This is a genomic window from Winogradskyella maritima, from assembly GCF_042650215.1.
Classification (GTDB): domain Bacteria; phylum Bacteroidota; class Bacteroidia; order Flavobacteriales; family Flavobacteriaceae; genus Winogradskyella; species Winogradskyella maritima.
In genome coordinates this window covers 85,312-102,912 of sequence record NZ_JBHSAT010000004.1, presented here as the reverse complement: position 1 = coordinate 102,912, position 17,601 = coordinate 85,312, and the positions used below count along the sequence as shown (strand labels likewise).

Genomic DNA, 17,601 nt, shown 5'->3' with positions numbered 1-17,601 from the left:
ATGCTGTTGCTTTAGCGATTAAATTAAGTTGACTTCTTCGTTTATTTTTAGTTTGAAGCGTCTTCGGAAGAGATAAACACCCGCATATAAAAACGGCGTATCTACAAAAGCTACAAAGACTTTAAAGAGGAAACCGGCGGTTAAAAGACCTAAAAATTGAGACCAAGGAATGGCGCCAAAACTGCAAAGTAACAAAAGCACCGTTCCTGTATCCACCAATTGCGAAAAGAAGGTTGAGGCATTGTTTCTTAGCCACAAATGCTTGCCTTTGGTTAAGTTTTTCCAGAAATGGTAAATCTGAATATCCACAAACTGCGCCAGTAAATAAGCCATCATACTCGCAAAAACAGCCACGGCGGTATTGCCAAAAACCGAAGTGAAAATCTCATTCTGCACCGGCGACCATGATGTTGCGGGCACGGCATTGGCCGTGTAAATAATCAACATGGAAAAAAAGGAGGCAAAAATGCCAGCCACAACTACATCATTGGCACGTTTCTTCCCATAGATTTCACTGATGAGGTCGGTAATTAAAAAGGTTATGGGATAAGGCAAAATCCCGACTGAAATTTCAAATAATTTGGTGCCAAAAACGGAAACATCTATGGGATACCAATAAAAAAATTTTTGAAAAATTAAGTTCGAAACGACAAGCGATGTGATAAAAAGTGCGCCTAAAAATAGGTAAATACGTTGGGCGAGAAGCTTGTCTTTAAGGGACATTTAAATTATTTGGGTAAATAGTTTTGAGTAAAGATAAAAAGAATAATTTTGCTGTAGCTATGACTCCAACCAATACCGCATACATTGCCTTAGGCAGTAACAAGGGCAACCGATTCGACTATCTGCAATCGGCCGTTGATGCTATTTTTAGACAGGTTGGAAGCATCAAAAAAATCTCAAAAATCTATCAAACGCCAGCGGTTGGATTTGATGACGACAATATCCCCGATTTTTACAATGCCTGTGTCCGAGTGACGACGGATTTAAAGCCTAAATCCTTAATGAAGCTGTTACTGAATATCGAAAAGGACTTAGGGCGCGAACGTAAAAAAGGTTCAGGCTATGCTTCTCGCATAATTGATTTGGATTTACTCTTTTATAATGACGAAATTATTGAGTCTAAGTCGCTTCAATTACCACATCCCGAATTGCATAACAGACGCTTTGTTTTACAGCCATTATGTGATGTAGGAAAAGATACCGTCCATCCCAGATTTGAAAAAACGGTTGACGTCTTATTATCCGAAGTTGAAGACCAATCCCACATAGAACCTTTACACCAATGGTTGAAAAATCCAAGTCAGGCTTTTGATTTTGGCGGGTTTAATTACCTCGCTATTGAAGGGAATATCGGCGCCGGAAAAACAAGTCTAGCCAATAAAATTGCGCAAGATTTTAATGCCAAATTGATTTTAGAGCGTTTTGCGGACAACGCTTTTCTCCCTAAATTTTACAAGGAACCAGAGCGTTATGCCTTTACCTTGGAAATGTCCTTCTTGGCTGACCGCTATCAGCAGATTAGTGACGATTTATCGCAACTCGATTTATTCAAGGATTTTATGGTCAGTGATTATGATGTGAACAAATCGCTGATATTTTCAAAAGTGACTTTGCCTGAAGATGAATTCCGATTATACCGAAAGTTGTTCTACCAAGTATATAAAGACATCGCCAAGCCCGATTTATACGTTTATCTTTATCAAAACACAGAGCGCTTACAAGCCAACATTAAAAAGCGAGGACGCGCCTACGAGAAAAACATCGAAGACACGTATCTCGAAAAACTGAACGCAGGCTATCTTGAATTCTTAAAAAGTCAAACTGACTTAAACGTAAAAATCATTGACATTTCAGATAGGGATTTTGTAAAGAATCGCGAGGATTATTTATGGTTGTTGAGAAAAGTAATAAATTAATTTTATGCTCAATACTATTAAATCCCTTAATGAGGCTTTACAGTTTTTGTACAAAAACGGTCTAGATACTAGCGAATTTATATATCGTGGGCAGAATAATGTTGATTGGGGACTGCAACCATCTGTTTATAGATATAAAAATTTGTTGAGATATCAGACTGTGGTATTTGAAAACTTGCTACTTCAATCAAAGCCATATATCCCAATGAGCCCGCTTACAGTTACAAATCATGACTTAGAATGGCTTATGACCTGTCAGCATTATGGAATTCCAACTCGACTTTTAGACTGGTCAAAAGACCCTCTTGTCGGTCTCTTTTTTGCATGTTATGATAGTCAGATTAAAGATAAGGATGGAGCATTATTCGTTGCTAAAAAAGCAGATTATGAACAGATTTTAAAGTTTTCTGATTTTAATGAGATTCAAACTCAAAGAGATAAAGGAGAAATAGTATTTTTTGAATCTAATACTCCAAACCCTAGAATGAGAAGTCAAAGTGGTTGCTTTATGCTATGGGACTCATATCCGCTAGATAAAAGCGTTTCAACAGAAAGTTATGATTTATTTGAGTATCAAAAGAGAAGACCTGAAGCTTTCTTTGTGAAAAAAATTATAATACCAAGTAAGTATAAGAAACTAATATTGAATCAACTTAAAAATAATTATCAAATTGATGAAGAAATATTACTTCAAAATAATAAACCGATAAGCTTACATTTTGCACCTCGATTTCAAAAACTAAAGGCAAATATTTTAATTAAAACCTTATGGATGACAGATGCTGAATCACTCAAAGGTAATGAATACTTTAAAGCATTAGTATTGACAGGCGAAGGTAATATGAGAGATTCTTTTAAAAATTGTGACAATCTAAGCTCGCTTATTCTCGGTAGGAAACCAATTTAAGTTCTACCTTCACTAGATAATATTGTATTGAGATTGTTAATTTTATAGACTATAGTCGTTATTTGCTCCTTTCCATCCTCCAAAATCACCGTATTCAAAACCGTTTCTTCTTTAATTTGAAGACCAAAAGGTTCAGCTAAAACATCTACCCCAGAATTTTGTTTCAACCGAATGCCTTGACCTGTAATGATGTCTTTATTCGAAATGAAATCGCCAACAGGTATATGCTCTGTAAGAATGATAAATCTGTATTGCGAAAGTTTCTCAACAATCTTCATAATCTCAGCATTGGATAAATGTTGAAGCACTTGACGTAGAATTACAATATCAGATTTCGGCAGGTCATCCTCTACAATATTGAGACATTGAAACTCCAATTTGGGGTCTTGAAATTGTTGTTTGTTCCGCTCAATTAAGTCATCAACGATATCAATTGCGGTGTACGTTTTGGAATATACCACCAAATGCTGTCCCACATTAAAATCGCCACAACCTAAATCGCAAATGCTTAGTTTTTGCTCATGCGATTTTAAAAATTCGATAACGGATTCAACATACGGATTAACAATGTCAAATTGATGCGACCCATAACCAGAATAAAAATCAAAATCCGTCCCACCCCAAAGATGACGTTCATAAATCTGGTTCATGACGGCTTTTGTGGGCCAGGGTTGTTTTGATTTTTTTACCATTTTTAATTTGTCATTCCTGCGAAAGCAGGAATCTTTTTTATAATCGCTAAACTTTTAGATTCCTGCTTTCGCAGGAATGACAGAGAGCTAAAAAGTCTTCCCTTCGGGAAGATTTAGATGGGCTTATTCATTTTACTAAACACATCCCAAATCACAACCCCAGCACTTACCGCAATATTCAAGGAATGCTTGGTGCCAAATTGCGGTATTTCAATTACGGTATCACTAGCGTTAACTACGTCTTGTTGAACGCCTTTGACTTCGTTCCCAAAAACAAAAGCGTATTTGGTGTTGGCTTTAGGTTGAAAATCATTCAGCATTACGGCATGTTCAGCTTGCTCGATACTACAAATCTCAATACCCTCTAACTTTAATTGGTTGATAACATCAAGCGTAGACTCGGCGTATGCCCAATCCACCGTTTCTGTACTTCCCAAGGCTGTTTTTCTAATATCGTTATGCGGTGGCTGTGCGGTGATGCCACAGAGGTAAATCTTTTCAATCAAAAAGGCATCAGACGAGCGGAATACGGAACCGATATTATTCAGGCTTCGGATGTTGTCCAAAATAATGATGATGGGCGACTTTTCGGCTGATTTAAAGTCAGACGGATTCAATCGGTCTAGCTCGCTGTTTTTTAATTTACGTTTCATGTTCTAAATAAGAAGCTTCATAGAAATTGCACACTCCTAAGCGCTACGCTCGGTATCTTCAACAAAATTATTAATTTTTGTTTCGATAACCCTCAAGGGGACATGCCACAAATTCGAAATAGAACTAGTGTCCCCTTGAGGGGACTTTAGGGGTGTTATTCAATTCGATATTAATTTTTCAAAGATAGCTAAGTTTAACCTTCAAGCTTCCGAACTAGAATCAATCACTTCAAAAATGTTTAAAAACCCTTCAAAATTGTAAATAACTTGTGTTTTTTCAGATTTAAAAAACAAAGACATTTGGCTACATTTACAGACTTGCGTTTTTAGAACGTATTGACGCAATTTCGAACTAAAATATATCAAAATTGGCTAAAATAGCGAAAAAAGAAACTCCGTTGATGAAGCAATACAATGCCATTAAGGCAAAGTATCCGGATGCGTTGTTGCTGTTTCGCGTGGGGGATTTTTACGAAACTTTTGGTGAAGATGCCGTAAAGGCGTCGCAGATTTTAGACATTATCTTAACCAAGCGTGGTGCTGGGAGTGAAAGTGAAACGGAATTGGCCGGATTTCCTCACCATTCCTTAAACACTTACTTACCAAAGTTGGTTAGGGCAGGACAACGTGTGGCGATTTGTGACCAGTTGGAAGACCCTAAGCAAACCAAGACCATTGTAAAGCGTGGGGTTACGGAGTTGGTAACGCCAGGCGTGGCTTTTAATGATGATATTCTTCATTCTAAGTCGAATAATTTTTTAGCCTCCATTCATTTTGACAGTAGCAGAACTGCTGGTGGAGACAAGCGAATAGGTGTCGCATTTTTGGATATTTCAACAGGTGAATTTTTGACTTCGCAAGGGAATGTGGAATATGTGGACAAACTGCTTCAGAATTTTCAACCTAGTGAAGTCCTGATTTCCAAGAAGCAAAAGTTGACTTTTACGGAAGATTTTGGGACTGATTTCCATACCTTCTTCCTGGAAGATTGGGTCTTTCAAGCCGATTACGCAAACGAAACCTTGACCAAGCACTTTAAGACCAAAACCTTAAAAGGCTTCGGGATTGAGGATTTGTATGAAGGGGTAATAGCTTCGGGTGTTGCGCTTCATTATCTGTCTGAAACTCGTCATAATCAGTTGGAACATATCGCTACAATTTCGAGAATTGCAACGGATGATTATGTGTGGATGGATAAGTTTACGATTCGAAATTTAGAACTCTACCATTCCACAAACGCCAATGCCGTTACGCTGATTAATATCATCGACAAGACCATCTCGGCGATGGGTGGGCGCATGCTGAAACGCTGGTTGGCACTGCCGTTAAAGCAGGCGGATAAGATAAAACAGCGCCATAATGTGGTGTCTTATTTGGTGGATAACAACACGGTTTTAGAAAAAATACAGAGCCATATTAAACATATCGGCGATATAGAACGCTTAATTTCTAAAATTGCTACAGGGAAAGTCAGTCCACGCGAAGTGGTACAGTTAAAAAACTCTTTGGAAGCGATTATCCCCATTAAATCTTTGGCTTCAGAAAGCGACAATGAGGCTTTGAAAATCATAGGCGAGCAATTGCACAGCTGTGATTTGTTGCGTGAACGAATTAAAGCTACGCTTAATGAAGAAGCGCCCGTCAATATTTTGAAAGGAAAGACGATTGCGGACGGATTTAATTCGGAATTGGATGAACTTCGGGATTTGTCAACATCTGGGAAGAATTATCTCGATGCCATGTTGGAGCGCGAGTCTGAACGTACCGGAATTACATCGCTAAAAATTGCCTCCAATAATGTGTTTGGCTACTATATCGAAGTCCGAAATACGCACAAAGACAAAGTGCCCGAAGAGTGGATTAGAAAGCAAACTTTGGTCAATGCTGAGCGCTATATTACAGAAGAATTAAAGGAATACGAGGCCAAGATTCTCGGTGCCGAGGAGCGAATTTCAATTATTGAACAGCGACTTTTTGAAGATTTGGTCTTATGGATGCATCAGTTCATTAAACAAGTACAGCAAAATGCCCATCTTATTGGTCAACTGGATTGCCTCTGCGGTTTTGCTACGTTGGCGATTACCAATAATTATAAGATGCCGACTTTGGATGATTCGTTTGCTTTGAACATTAGAAATGGTCGTCACCCGGTCATTGAAAAGCAATTACCGCTCGGCGAAACCTATATTGCCAACGATGTTTATTTAGATAGGGAATCCCAGCAAATCATTATGATTACAGGGCCAAATATGTCGGGTAAATCGGCAATTTTAAGACAAACGGCACTGATTGTTTTGTTGGCACAGATTGGAAGTTTTGTACCTGCCGACGAAGCCAATATTGGCTTGGTGGATAAGATTTTTACCCGCGTTGGTGCCAGCGACAATATCTCCATGGGCGAATCGACCTTCATGGTAGAAATGAACGAAACCGCTTCCATTTTAAATAATATTTCCGAGCGTAGTTTGGTCTTATTGGATGAGATTGGACGTGGGACGAGTACCTACGATGGTATCTCTATTGCCTGGGCTATTAGCGAATATCTTCACGAACATCCTGCAAAACCTAAGACCTTATTTGCGACGCATTATCACGAATTGAACGAGATGACGGAAACCTTTGGTCGCATCAAAAATTTCAATGTTGCGGTTAAGGAATTAAAAGATAATGTCCTCTTTTTACGAAAACTTGTTGAAGGCGGTAGCGAACACAGTTTTGGTATTCATGTTGCAAAAATGGCAGGGATGCCTCAGCAAGTATTGCGACGCGCTAATAAGATTTTGGCTAAGCTTGAAAAATCGCACAGTAGTGAAGAACTTACTGATAAGGTAAGGTCGCTTAAGGATGACGTACAATTGAGTTTCTTCAATTTAGACGACCCACTGTTGGAAGATATCAAAGAAGAAATACTTACCACGGACATCGACACCTTAACCCCAGTTGAAGCACTGATGAAACTCAACGAAATAAAACGAATGTTGGTGAAGAAAAAACAGGCCTAAAGAAAAATCATTTATTTCTGAAAAAGCCTTTGCGTTTCTAAGAAATATTTTAAATTTGCATCCGCTTTTAGGGCGAAACGTTCATTAAAAACTGCGAAAGTAGCTCAGGGGTAGAGCATCACCTTGCCAAGGTGAGGGTCGCGGGTTCAAATCCCGTCTTTCGCTCAAAATGAAATTTGCAGATACCAAGTTAATTGTTTTGTTATCTGGAGAGTGATTAGCGACGAGTCGCGCCTGCCTGTCGGCAGACAGGGGTTCACCCCGACGCTTCGGGGCCGTCTTTCGCTTTATAAAATTATACCAAGTTTGATTATATTGATGTAATCAAGATGCTGAAGTGGTGGTCCCGAAGTATCGGGAGGTAGACACTCAGTTATGCTGAAGTGGTGGAATTGGTAGACACGTTGGACTTAAAATCCAATGACCATTAGGTCGTGCGGGTTCAAGTCCCGCCTTCAGTACAGATGAAAAGCCGAAACGAGAGTTTCGGCTTTTTTGTTTCAAAAATCTGAGCCAAGCTTGCTTGAATTCAGGTTTTTAAAATAAAATAGTTCCAATATCTTGGATTTGCTTTTCCCCTCATCTTGAGACCGTACGAGTCGAAGATAATATTTGTATTACTATAATGTGTTATGGAGATTCCCGGATTAACTATGAAAGAGGAGAAATCAGTCCTTCAACTTTCTTCTCTATTTTTCTTTTACAGTAAACAAATGTTTTCTTTTACAATAATGTAAAGTTGTTTCATAGTACTTAAAACAAACTATACATTTCAAATATAAATCCTTACAAACCCCATTATTTTCAATATAAAATTTAAATATGTACCTTAACATCGTAAATTTTAAGTGTTACGTTTCAATGGTAAGATTTCGTTTTGGTAAGTTGATATGTTTGATGTTATTATGGCTTTCTTCAAATGCGATTGCTCAGGAATTCCCACCCATTCAACACTTTTCATCTTCAGATTATAGTGCGGGCGACCAAAACTGGTCGATTACCCAAGGTTTAAACAATACTATTCTTATTGCTAATAATAGAGGCCTGTTGGAATTCAATGGTGCACAATGGAATCTTCATGCGGTAGAGAATCAGGCTATAATTAGGTCTGTGGCTTTTATTGATAATAAAGTGTTTACAGGGAGCTATATGGATTTTGGTTATTGGGAACGCAATGATTTTGGCGGATTAGACTACACATCATTGGCAAATAGTGTTGGGGAGAGTTTGATTCAAGATGAGGAGTTCTGGAATATTATTGGATTTAAGAATTGGATTCTCTTTCAGTCTTTTGACCGCATTTATGTTTTCGACCAAGAAAATCAAAATTTTAGGATTATTGAATCTGATGCTCGTATAACACGTTTATTTCGAGTTGATGATTCCATATTTTTTCAACGATTAGGTCAGGGCTTGTTTAAAATTGAGAACGGAGAGGAAGTCCTCATATCCAACGACGCTTTAGTTGTTGAGAATGAAATTTTTGATGTGTTCCTCAATGATAAGCATTTGCTTTTGTTGACTAGGAATAAAGGTTTTTTTAAGCTCAACAATGGTAAAACTGAACCATGGTTTACAAATTTAAACAACCTCATAAACGGGGTTAATGTGTATAGCAGTTTACAACTCCAAAATGGAAATATGGTTCTAGGAACCATATCCAATGGCGTCATCATAATTGATACTTCTGGCGCTATTGTTTTAAGGATGGAGCAAGAGGATGGACTATTAAATAATACGGTTCTTTCTTTGTTTGAAGACAATTTTAATAACCTTTGGCTTGGCTTGGATAATGGGGTCAATGTGCTGAATCTTAATTCGCCTTACAAGGTTTTCAATGATAGAAAGGGGGAATTAGGGACCGTGTACGTTTCAGCAATACATGATGGTTTATTATATCTGGGAACCAACCAAGGGCTATTTTATAGAGTTGAAGGCTCTAATGACGATTTTGCTCTTATTGCCGGTACGGAGGGGCAGGTTTGGGAGCTAGACATTATTAATAATACGCTGTTGTGCGGTCACGATACGGGGACATTTCAAATTTTTGGAGTGCGTGCCAACCGAATAATGTCAGATAATGGTGTGTGGCAATTCCAAACTATAGATGGTCAACCAAAATATCTTATCCAAGGGACCTATAAGGGATTATCAATTTTAAAAAATGTCAATGGAAATTGGGAATTTGATAGAAAGTTGGAAGGTTTTTATATTTCATCACGATTTCTAGAGTTTTCAAGTGAAAAAGAACTTTTGGTAAGTCATGAATACAAAGGTGTTTTTAGATTGACCCTGAGTGAAGATTTGTCGAAAATTGAATCCTACGAATCTCTAAATGTTCCAAAAAGTATTGGTTCTACACTATTTAAATATAATGGAACTATTATGTATGCTAATAACAAAGGGGTATATACATATAAAAATGAAAATTTTTCAAAGTCAGATTTTCTGAAAGATTATTATGCCGAAGATAATTATGTGTCGGGTAAAATGGTGGTGGACGCATCGCAAAAGCGTCTTTGGGCATTTTTTGACAATCAAATTATATATGTAGACCCAGGGAATTTGAGTAACGAACCACAAGTTACGGCTATAGACTTACCAGCCTCCTTGCGGAAAAGCAAATACGGATTCGAGAATATTTTAAAGATTCAAGATGAATCATACCTCTTGGGAACTACGGAGGGTTACATAGTTGTAGATTTAGGTATTACCAACAAAAGGGATTACGACGTAAAAATTGATAGGGTATCCTTTAGTGTTTTAAATGAAGATAAGGAATATCTAAATTTAGAGGGCGGCATTGAGTTGCCAAACAACCATAATAATCTTCATTTTCAATATAGTGTATCAGGTTATGAGAGTCTCGAAACCTCTGTCTATCAATATAGATTGAAAGATATTTATACAGATTGGAGTGCGTGGACAACTAAATCCAATGAGTTTTTTGAGAACCTCCCTTTTGGAGATTATGTCTTCGAAGTAAGAGCGAAGGTGGGAGGCCAGATATCAGGAAATGTGGCGTCCTATTCATTTTCAATTTTGAAACCATGGTACCTTAGGCCATTGGCCATAGTAGTATACGTAGGTTTGTTTGTTGGGTTCTTAGCGTTGGTACAGATTTTAAATACGCGCTATTATAAAAAGAAGCAGAAAGCTTTAGTGGTTGAAAAGGAGCGAGAATTAGAATATAAAGAAATTGAATCGCAAAGACAATTAGTGGAACTTAAGAATGAAAACCTACGTCAGGATATAGAAAATAAAAACAGGGAGTTAGGGACGTCGACCATGAATCTTATAAAGAAGAACGAAATTTTAAATGCAATTAAGCAAGAACTTTTAAAGGCAGAATCTCCCAAAGACTATACAGCCGTAGTAAAGACCATAGATAAAAATTTAAATGCCACAGATGATTGGAAGCTTTTTGAAGAAGCCTTCAATAATGCCGATAAGGATTTTATAAAAAAAATGAAATCCAAGCATGAAAGTTTAACATCAAATGATTTACGTTTATGTGCCTATTTGAGGCTTAATTTGTCATCAAAAGAGATTGCACCACTACTTAATATTTCCCATAAAAGTGTTGAAGTAAAACGTTACAGACTTCGTAAAAAGATGAATTTAAGTGCTAATCAAAGCTTAACTGATTATGTTATTAGTGTATAGCTACTATACAACTAATGCAAATACCTATACATTACCTATACAAATACTGTTTTTCTCTATTTCTCAAACGTTTTCGTTTCTTATATAGTACTTTGAAATCCGCAGTATTTTAGGTTTTACCTGATAATTTGGCAATATTTTACCCTTTAGACAGCTATGTATGTTTTTTGTAGGGCTCTTTTTTATGGATTTCTCAATCCGATGAAATAAGTTGCAGTATCTAATTCAAAAAAATATGTACTCAAAAATTTTGATAGTTTTTCTGATGTGCTTTTCGCTTCAGGTCTTGGGTCAAAGTGTAAATGTTACAGGAACAATTACCGATAACACTACAGGACAACCTTTACCTGGTGTTAATGTTTTGATTAAAAATACCACAAGAGGTACAAGCACAGATTTTGATGGAAAGTTTACCTTGAGTGACGTGCTTCAAAATTCTGTTTTGGTATTTACTTATGTTGGTTTCAAAACTCAAGAAATCACAATAACCAATGATCAGCCACTTAACGTAGTTTTAGTTGAAGATGCCGAATCGCTCAACGAAGTCGTTGTTATTGGATATGGAACACAGACCAAAAAGGAAATCACAGGAGCCGTAGCTGTTGTTTCTAGTGAAACCATTGAAACCTTAAAGCCAACTCGAATTGAGCAAGCGCTTCAGGGTCAGGTAGCCGGTGTTAACATTGTATCAAACTCTGGTGCGCCAGGAGCATCTTCTACAATTAGTATTAGAGGGGTTTCCACAAATGGTGATAGTCGTCCATTAATTTTAGTTGATGGTACAGTGGTTGAGGACTTAAGTGTCATTAACCCTAATGATATTGAGTCAGTGAATGTTCTTAAGGATGCTACAGCCGGTATATATGGTGTAAGGGCCGCCAACGGCGTTATTTTAATTACTACAAAGTCGGGTCGAAAAAATCAAGACCTTTCCGTTGAGATAAACAGTTTTGGCGGATTTCAAGAAACAACTCGAAAAATTCCGGTGCTTAATGCTACAGAATATGGGTTGTTATTAAACGAAGCTTTTGCTGCCAACGGGGAGTCAGCGCCGTTCCCGGATGTGTCTTTATTAGGGCAGGGCACCGATTGGCAGGATGAAGTGTTTCAAAGAGCTCCGATTTTTAATACGGCAGTTACAATTACAGGTGGTGGTGAAAATTCCACCTATGCTTATGGAACTAGTATTTTAACCCAAGATGGTATAGTTGGAGGTAACAAAGCAAACTTTACAAGATTTACAAAGCGACTAAATTATACTTTAGACTTTTTAGAAAATTTTAAATTTAATGGTGGTATCACATGGACACATACCAATAGAAGAGGCTTAAATGAATCAGGATTGGGTTCTGTATTGTTTAATGCTTTAAACATGGCGCCAACCATACCTGTTTTTAATGACAATGGTGGATTTTCATTAGCAGAGGGCTTGGGGAACGAAGTCGTTAATCCACTGGCACAAATTGAAAATACCTTCAACAGATCGCAAGTTGATAAATTAAATGGTAATGTGGGACTATCGTATAATTTTCTGGAACATTTTACGGCTCAAGCAAATTACCAATTTAACTATGCAGAGGTAGACGGAAGAGTCTTTAACCCAGTTGCGTTTTTTGGAAGTGGTAAGGTCTTCAACAGAGATAGAAATGAGGTTGTCGAAACGTTGAACATTTTTAAAGACTATACCTTCGATGCCTTTATTAAATACGAAAATAAATTCAACGATGTCCATAACCTGAATGTCTTATTGGGAACCTCAGTGTTTAAAACCCAAGGAAACTTTAGTGGGTTTGTAGGATTTGATGTGCCAGGTAATACTATTGCTAATGCCAATATTGAAAATCTTGATGATGTTCAAAATATTTTCCCTAATGGTAATGCGGCTTTTGATTCTAGATTACTATCTTATTTCACAAGGGTTCAGTATGATTACAAAGGGAAGTACTTATTGTCAGCTGTATTAAGACGTGACGGTTCTACCAAATTTGGTCCAGAAAATAAGTTTGGATATTTCCCTTCAGGATCTGTGGGTTGGATTGCTTCCGATGAAGAGTTTCTAAACAACAGTGATTTTTTAGATTTTCTCAAGTTCAGAGCGTCATATGGTATACTCGGAAATGATAGAATTCCTGATTTCAGATTTGTGTCTTTATTGAACGGCGAGGGAACTTATGTCATTAATGATCAATTGGTCTTCGGTACGGCTACTGGAGCTTTGGCAAATCCGGAAATCAAATGGGAACGACAAAAAACATTTGATGTTGGTCTAGATGCACGATTCTGGAATAATAAAATCGATATCACGGCGGATTACTATAAGAAGAGAACTGAGGATTTGCTAGTGGTGCCTCAAGTGTCAGGAATACTTGGAGTAACAGCTCCTGGTGCAGCCCCTCCCGTTGTTAATGCAGGTATTGTTGAGAATAGCGGTATTGAATTTTCCATTGGATACACCGAAAATTTCAGTGACGATGTAAAGTTAGGCATACGATATAATGTAGCCACGCTAGATAACAATGTTGTTGAAGTGACCGCAGATGGTGGGTTCCTTGCCGGAGGTGCTTTTGGCGTTGGTCAAGATCCACCATCTCGTATGGAGGAAGGATTTCCTATTGGCTATTTTAGAGGGTTTCAAACCGATGGAGTTTTCCAAACCCAAGCGGAAATAGATAACGCTGCAATAATTAATAACGATGTGCAGCCAGGTGATTTAAGATTTGTTGATACCAACGGAGATGGTATCATCAATGATGATGACCGAACCTATATTGGTGACCCTCTGCCAGATGCTACTATGGGTCTAAACTTAACATTGGATGTTAAAAACTTCGATTTTGGAGCCTACGCTTTTGCTTCCGTTGGAAATGATATCGTTAGAAATTATGAGCGTAACCAACCGCAAACCAATAGAACAATTTATAATCTAGATCGTTGGACAGGGCCAGGAACTAACAACAGTTCGCCAAGGGTAACAAGTGGCGCAAACAGTAATAGTTTGTTTTCGGACTTCTTTGTAGAAGACGGTTCTTTTATTCGCCTTCAGAATGTGCAATTAGGCTATTCTTTTGGAGAAAAAACTTTAGAAAAAATTGGAATGAGCAAATTTAGGATTTACACGTCTGTAACAAATTTGGTCACATTAACTAAGTATAGAGGTTATGACCCAACGGCATCAACAGGAGAACCAATAGGTGGCGGTATAGATTACGGTTTTTATCCGAATCCTAGAACGTTTTTACTTGGAATGAATTTAAAATTTTAATGGAGATGAAGACTTATATAAAAAACAACAGAATTTACATCCTTAAGGGTATTGTGCTACTCGGTATTTGTACTATGGCATTTTTGGGCTGTAGTGATGATTTTGTAGATGTAGCATCTCAGGATCAGAATTCCGAAGATTTTTTCAATTCTGAAGCTGAATACCAATCAGCTCTAATCGGAGCTTATGATATGTTGCAGTCCACCTATCTCAATGTCTTGTTGGGAGAAATAGCATCAGACAATACTTTAGCTGGTGGCGAGAGTGCGATTGATGTTCCTGGCATACAAGAAATTGATGACATGATTCATACACCCGTAAATCAACAGCTGAGAGACATCTGGGGTTGGATGTATAGTGGTGTAAATCGTGCTAATTATATCATGGAATTTCAAGATAAAACAGATTTTCCTGGGAAGGCAGGAGTTATTGCCCAAACACGATTCTTAAGAGCCTATTATTACTTTGAATTGGTAAAATGGTTTGGTGATGTGCCATTTGCTGTGGATCAGCGTATTCAATTTGGGGATCAATTCTCCATTCCTAGAACACCTAAAGCAGAGATTTATGCCCAAATAGAAGCAGACCTCATTTTTGCAGCAGACAATCTTCCCTATATACAAGCTCAAACGGGTCGTATAACAAAAGGTGCCGCACAGGCATTACTTGGGAAAGCTTATCTCTACCAAGATAAATTTTCTCAAGCAGCTACTGTGCTTGAAGATTTAATTGCTAATGGACCTCATGATCTCCTTACTGATTATTCAACCATGTTCCTAAACGATAACGAGAATAATATAGAATCTGTTTTTGAGGTTCAATATACAGATGTAGAAGGTGCAGGTTTTGATTGTTTACAATGTAGTGAAGGAAATGTGGCTGTAGGTTTTAACGGCATAAGACAATACTCAGGGCCAGTATTTGAATCAGGTTTTAGTTTTAATGTGCCTACCCAAGAAGTTTATGATGCTTTTGAAGATGACGATTTAAGACGTGATGTAGCAATTTTGAACATTGATGCTTGGGCTGCTGAGACTGGTGCTACATTCGGTACTGGTTTTGAGCATACAGGTTATTTCAATAGAAAATATTTACCAAGACAGGGTGACCTTAATACAGGTGATGCTAACCTTACCAATCCTAATAATTATAGATCTATCAGGTTTGCAGATGTTTTGTTAATGGCTGCTGAGGCTTTAAATCGAGGTGGTATTGATGATGGAAGAGCACAGCAATACCTCAACAGAGTGAGAGAGCGTGCTTTTGGAAATATGGATAACAATATTACAGCATCTGGCAACGCATTGACTAATGCTATTTATGATGAGCGCAGAAGAGAGTTGGTCGGTGAAGGCCATCGCTTTTTCGATTTGGTAAGAACAGGAAGAGCTGCAGCTGAAATTCCTGGATTCCAAAGTGGTAAGCATGAATTATTCCCTATTCCCCTAATTGAGATTCAATTGGCAGGAAATCAGTGGGATCAAAATCCAGGGTATTAAAAAAACAAAACCTATGAAAAGTTTAAGATTTATATTAAGTCTGTTTATTCTACTTATGATGGTAGGGTGTACAGGGGAAGATAGAGCTACAGATTTCATTGACAATGTAGCTGCACCTTCAGAACTATCTATTGCCGTAATTGCAACACAAGACAATAGTGGTTTGGTAACATTGACACCAGCTGGTGTAGGTGCAACTGAATTTAAATTGAATCTCGGTGAAGGTTCTGAAGAAGTCATAACCTTAGCGCCAGGCGAAAGTTTTGATAATGTTTATGAGGAAGGGTCTTACACCTTAACATTGACGGGAATCGGAATTAATGGATTAACTACTGAATATACGCAACAGTTAGTAGTGTCTTTTCAAGCACCACAAAACTTAATGGTTTCTATAGAGAATGATACAGGCATTTCTAAACAGGTTAATGTTACTGCCAATGCCGATTTTGCTATGAGCTATACAGTTGATTTTGGTGATGGAACTGATCCTGTAATTTCAAATATTGGTGAAACCATTAATTATCTGTATGCGGAAGCAGGGACATATACAATTACTGTAACTGCTGTGGGCGCTGCCATAGAAACAACGGTTTATACGGAGGAGTTTGTGGTGACTGAAATCCTACAACCGCTTACGGCAGCACCAACACCTCCAGAACGAAGTCCGGAAGACGTTATTTCTATTTACAGTAACGCTTATACGCCAATCACAGTAAATGAGCTACCAACACCTTGGTCTAATACTGGTTTTGAAGAAATCCAAGTGGATGGCGATGACATTATTAAATATTTTGATTTAGCATTTACTGGTATAGTTACCGACTATGGTAATCCTACAGATCTTACTGCTATGGAGTTTGTTCATTTTGATTATTGGACTGCCGATGCTACTACATTATCCTTCAAAATTGTTAACACCGCTGTAGATCCTGTACAAGAGGATATTGAGTCTGCAGGTGACATTGTACAAGGAGAATGGGTAAGTGTAGAGATTCCACTAGATGATTTCAATATGGATAGGTCTCAGGTCACACAATTGCTTTTTGATACTTTAGGAAATATTTCTACGATTTATATAGACAACTTATATTTTTATAAGACACCAGAAACAAATACGTCAAATTTTGATGACGGATTATTGCAAAATGGAGATTTTGAATCAGGTAGTGTCGCATGGCTTATTGGTGTAGATGATAATAATCTGGCACCAGTTACTACGGATGGAGACAATTCTTATTATTCTGTAGATGTTGCTAGTGCTGGTAATGCTTTTGATGTTAACATTAGCCAAAAAACTGTGATTGTTCAAGGGAATACCTATACACTGAGTTTTGAAGCATGGTCAGATGTTGACCGTTCAATTGTCGTTGGTATAGGGTTGAGCGGACCGCCATGGTCAGCCGCTGTAGTATCACAAGCTATTTCAACAACACCAACAACATATTCTGTAACCCTAACCGCTTCAGATTTTGGAGCTCCAGACGCAAGGGTCATTTTTGATATGGGCGCAGAAACTGGTCAGGTCAATATTGATAATGTGTCCTTATTTGAAGGTAATGGAAACCTTTTATCTAACGGTACGTTTGAATCTGGTAGCACGCCTTGGATTGTTGGCGTAGACGATAATTCCCCAGCGCCTGTTGTATCAGATGGTTCTAATATGTACTACTCAGTTGATGTTGCTGTTGCTGGAAACGCATTCGATGTCAACGTCAGTCAGAAATTAGAGATTATTGCGGATGAGACCTATATTCTAACTTTTGATGCATGGTCAGAAGGCGATAGAAGCATAATTGCAGGGATTGGCCTTAGTGGACCTCCATTTTCCGCATCTGTCGAAGAGGTGAATATTACATCTACGAGAACAACCTACATGGTAACACTAACAGCTACAGGATTTGGAGCGCCTGATGCCAGAGTACTGTTTGATTCTGGAGCGCAAACGGGACTGGTTAATATTGATAACGTTTCACTATCTAGATTATGATGAAATTTAATACA

General features: G+C 37.9%; 10 protein-coding genes and 2 tRNA genes. 9 read left to right on the top strand and 3 right to left on the bottom strand.

The genetic code is table 11. The annotated features are described in order from the left end of the window. Nucleotides 1-18: 18 nt before the first annotated feature. Nucleotides 19-723 (bottom strand): queuosine precursor transporter, encoded by a 705-nt coding sequence (locus ACFOSX_RS01510; RefSeq protein ID WP_386096313.1) that lies wholly within the window; start codon nt 721-723, stop codon nt 19-21. Between the two features lie 59 nt (nt 724-782). Between ACFOSX_RS01510 and folK the strand changes: the two genes are divergently transcribed. Both folK and ACFOSX_RS01500 read left to right on the top strand, forming a co-directional pair. Further along, a complete protein-coding gene (gene folK, locus ACFOSX_RS01505; RefSeq protein WP_386100158.1) occupies nt 783-1,919 on the top strand; it encodes a 2-amino-4-hydroxy-6-hydroxymethyldihydropteridine diphosphokinase in 1,137 nt (378 codons plus the stop codon). Between the two features lie 4 nt (nt 1,920-1,923). Continuing rightward, the gene (locus ACFOSX_RS01500) at nt 1,924-2,826 is read left to right on the top strand and encodes an FRG domain-containing protein (protein ID WP_386096311.1); all 903 of its coding nucleotides are present in this window, start codon (nt 1,924-1,926) and stop codon (nt 2,824-2,826) included. Here the strand turns inward: ACFOSX_RS01500 and ACFOSX_RS01495 are convergent. Together ACFOSX_RS01495 and ACFOSX_RS01490 are read right to left on the bottom strand one after the other, a co-directional pair. Next, nucleotides 2,823-3,476, bottom strand: a complete 654-nt coding sequence (locus tag ACFOSX_RS01495; RefSeq protein ID WP_386096309.1) for a class I SAM-dependent methyltransferase — start codon at nt 3,474-3,476, stop codon at nt 2,823-2,825. The two genes, ACFOSX_RS01500 and ACFOSX_RS01495, sit on opposite strands and share 4 nt — an antisense overlap. 155 nt (nt 3,477-3,631) lie before the next feature. Next, entirely contained in the window at nt 3,632-4,171 is a 540-nt protein-coding gene (locus tag ACFOSX_RS01490) for an RNA methyltransferase (protein ID WP_386096307.1), read from the bottom strand. A gap of 368 nt (nt 4,172-4,539) precedes the next feature. On the opposite strand from ACFOSX_RS01490, the gene mutS reads away from it, so the two are divergent. The 7 genes from mutS (at nt 4,540) to ACFOSX_RS01455 (ending at nt 17,587) form a co-directional block, all read left to right on the top strand. After that, nucleotides 4,540-7,173, top strand: coding sequence for a DNA mismatch repair protein MutS (mutS, locus tag ACFOSX_RS01485; protein WP_386096305.1), 2,634 nt, complete (start codon nt 4,540-4,542; stop codon nt 7,171-7,173). Nucleotides 7,174-7,266: 93 nt separating this feature from the next. Continuing rightward, nucleotides 7,267-7,338 (top strand) — tRNA-Gly (locus ACFOSX_RS01480). A 212-nt stretch (nt 7,339-7,550) separates the two neighbouring features. Next, a tRNA-Leu gene (locus ACFOSX_RS01475) sits at nt 7,551-7,634 on the top strand. A 436-nt stretch (nt 7,635-8,070) separates the two neighbouring features. Next, nucleotides 8,071-10,839 carry a helix-turn-helix and ligand-binding sensor domain-containing protein gene (locus tag ACFOSX_RS01470; protein ID WP_386096303.1) on the top strand — a complete coding sequence of 923 codons (2,769 nt, stop codon included), beginning with the start codon at nt 8,071-8,073 and terminating at the stop codon, nt 10,837-10,839. A 235-nt stretch (nt 10,840-11,074) separates the two neighbouring features. After that, on the top strand, nt 11,075-14,101 hold the full coding sequence (locus tag ACFOSX_RS01465) for a SusC/RagA family TonB-linked outer membrane protein (RefSeq protein WP_386096301.1): 3,027 nt from the start codon (nt 11,075-11,077) through the stop codon (nt 14,099-14,101). A gap of 74 nt (nt 14,102-14,175) precedes the next feature. Beyond that, nucleotides 14,176-15,600: a RagB/SusD family nutrient uptake outer membrane protein gene (locus tag ACFOSX_RS01460; protein ID WP_386100155.1), complete on the top strand. Its 1,425-nt coding sequence runs from the start codon at nt 14,176-14,178 to the stop codon at nt 15,598-15,600. Nucleotides 15,601-15,613: 13 nt separating this feature from the next. After that, the gene (locus ACFOSX_RS01455; protein ID WP_386096299.1) at nt 15,614-17,587 is read left to right on the top strand and encodes a carbohydrate binding domain-containing protein; all 1,974 of its coding nucleotides are present in this window, start codon (nt 15,614-15,616) and stop codon (nt 17,585-17,587) included. Nucleotides 17,588-17,601 lie beyond the last annotated feature (14 nt).

Coding starts and splice junctions, on each gene's coding strand:
- ACFOSX_RS01510 (WP_386096313.1), bottom strand. CDS start 723: ATGTCCCTTAAAGACAAGCTTCTCGCCCAACGTATTTACCTATTTTTA.
- folK (WP_386100158.1), top strand. CDS start 783: ATGACTCCAACCAATACCGCATACATTGCCTTAGGCAGTAACAAGGGC.
- ACFOSX_RS01500 (WP_386096311.1), top strand. CDS start 1,924: ATGCTCAATACTATTAAATCCCTTAATGAGGCTTTACAGTTTTTGTAC.
- ACFOSX_RS01495 (WP_386096309.1), bottom strand. CDS start 3,476: ATGAACCAGATTTATGAACGTCATCTTTGGGGTGGGACGGATTTTGAT.
- ACFOSX_RS01490 (WP_386096307.1), bottom strand. CDS start 4,171: ATGAAACGTAAATTAAAAAACAGCGAGCTAGACCGATTGAATCCGTCT.
- ACFOSX_RS01470 (WP_386096303.1), top strand. CDS start 8,071: ATGTTATTATGGCTTTCTTCAAATGCGATTGCTCAGGAATTCCCACCC.
- ACFOSX_RS01465 (WP_386096301.1), top strand. CDS start 11,075: ATGTACTCAAAAATTTTGATAGTTTTTCTGATGTGCTTTTCGCTTCAG.
- ACFOSX_RS01460 (WP_386100155.1), top strand. CDS start 14,176: ATGGCATTTTTGGGCTGTAGTGATGATTTTGTAGATGTAGCATCTCAG.
- ACFOSX_RS01455 (WP_386096299.1), top strand. CDS start 15,614: ATGAAAAGTTTAAGATTTATATTAAGTCTGTTTATTCTACTTATGATG.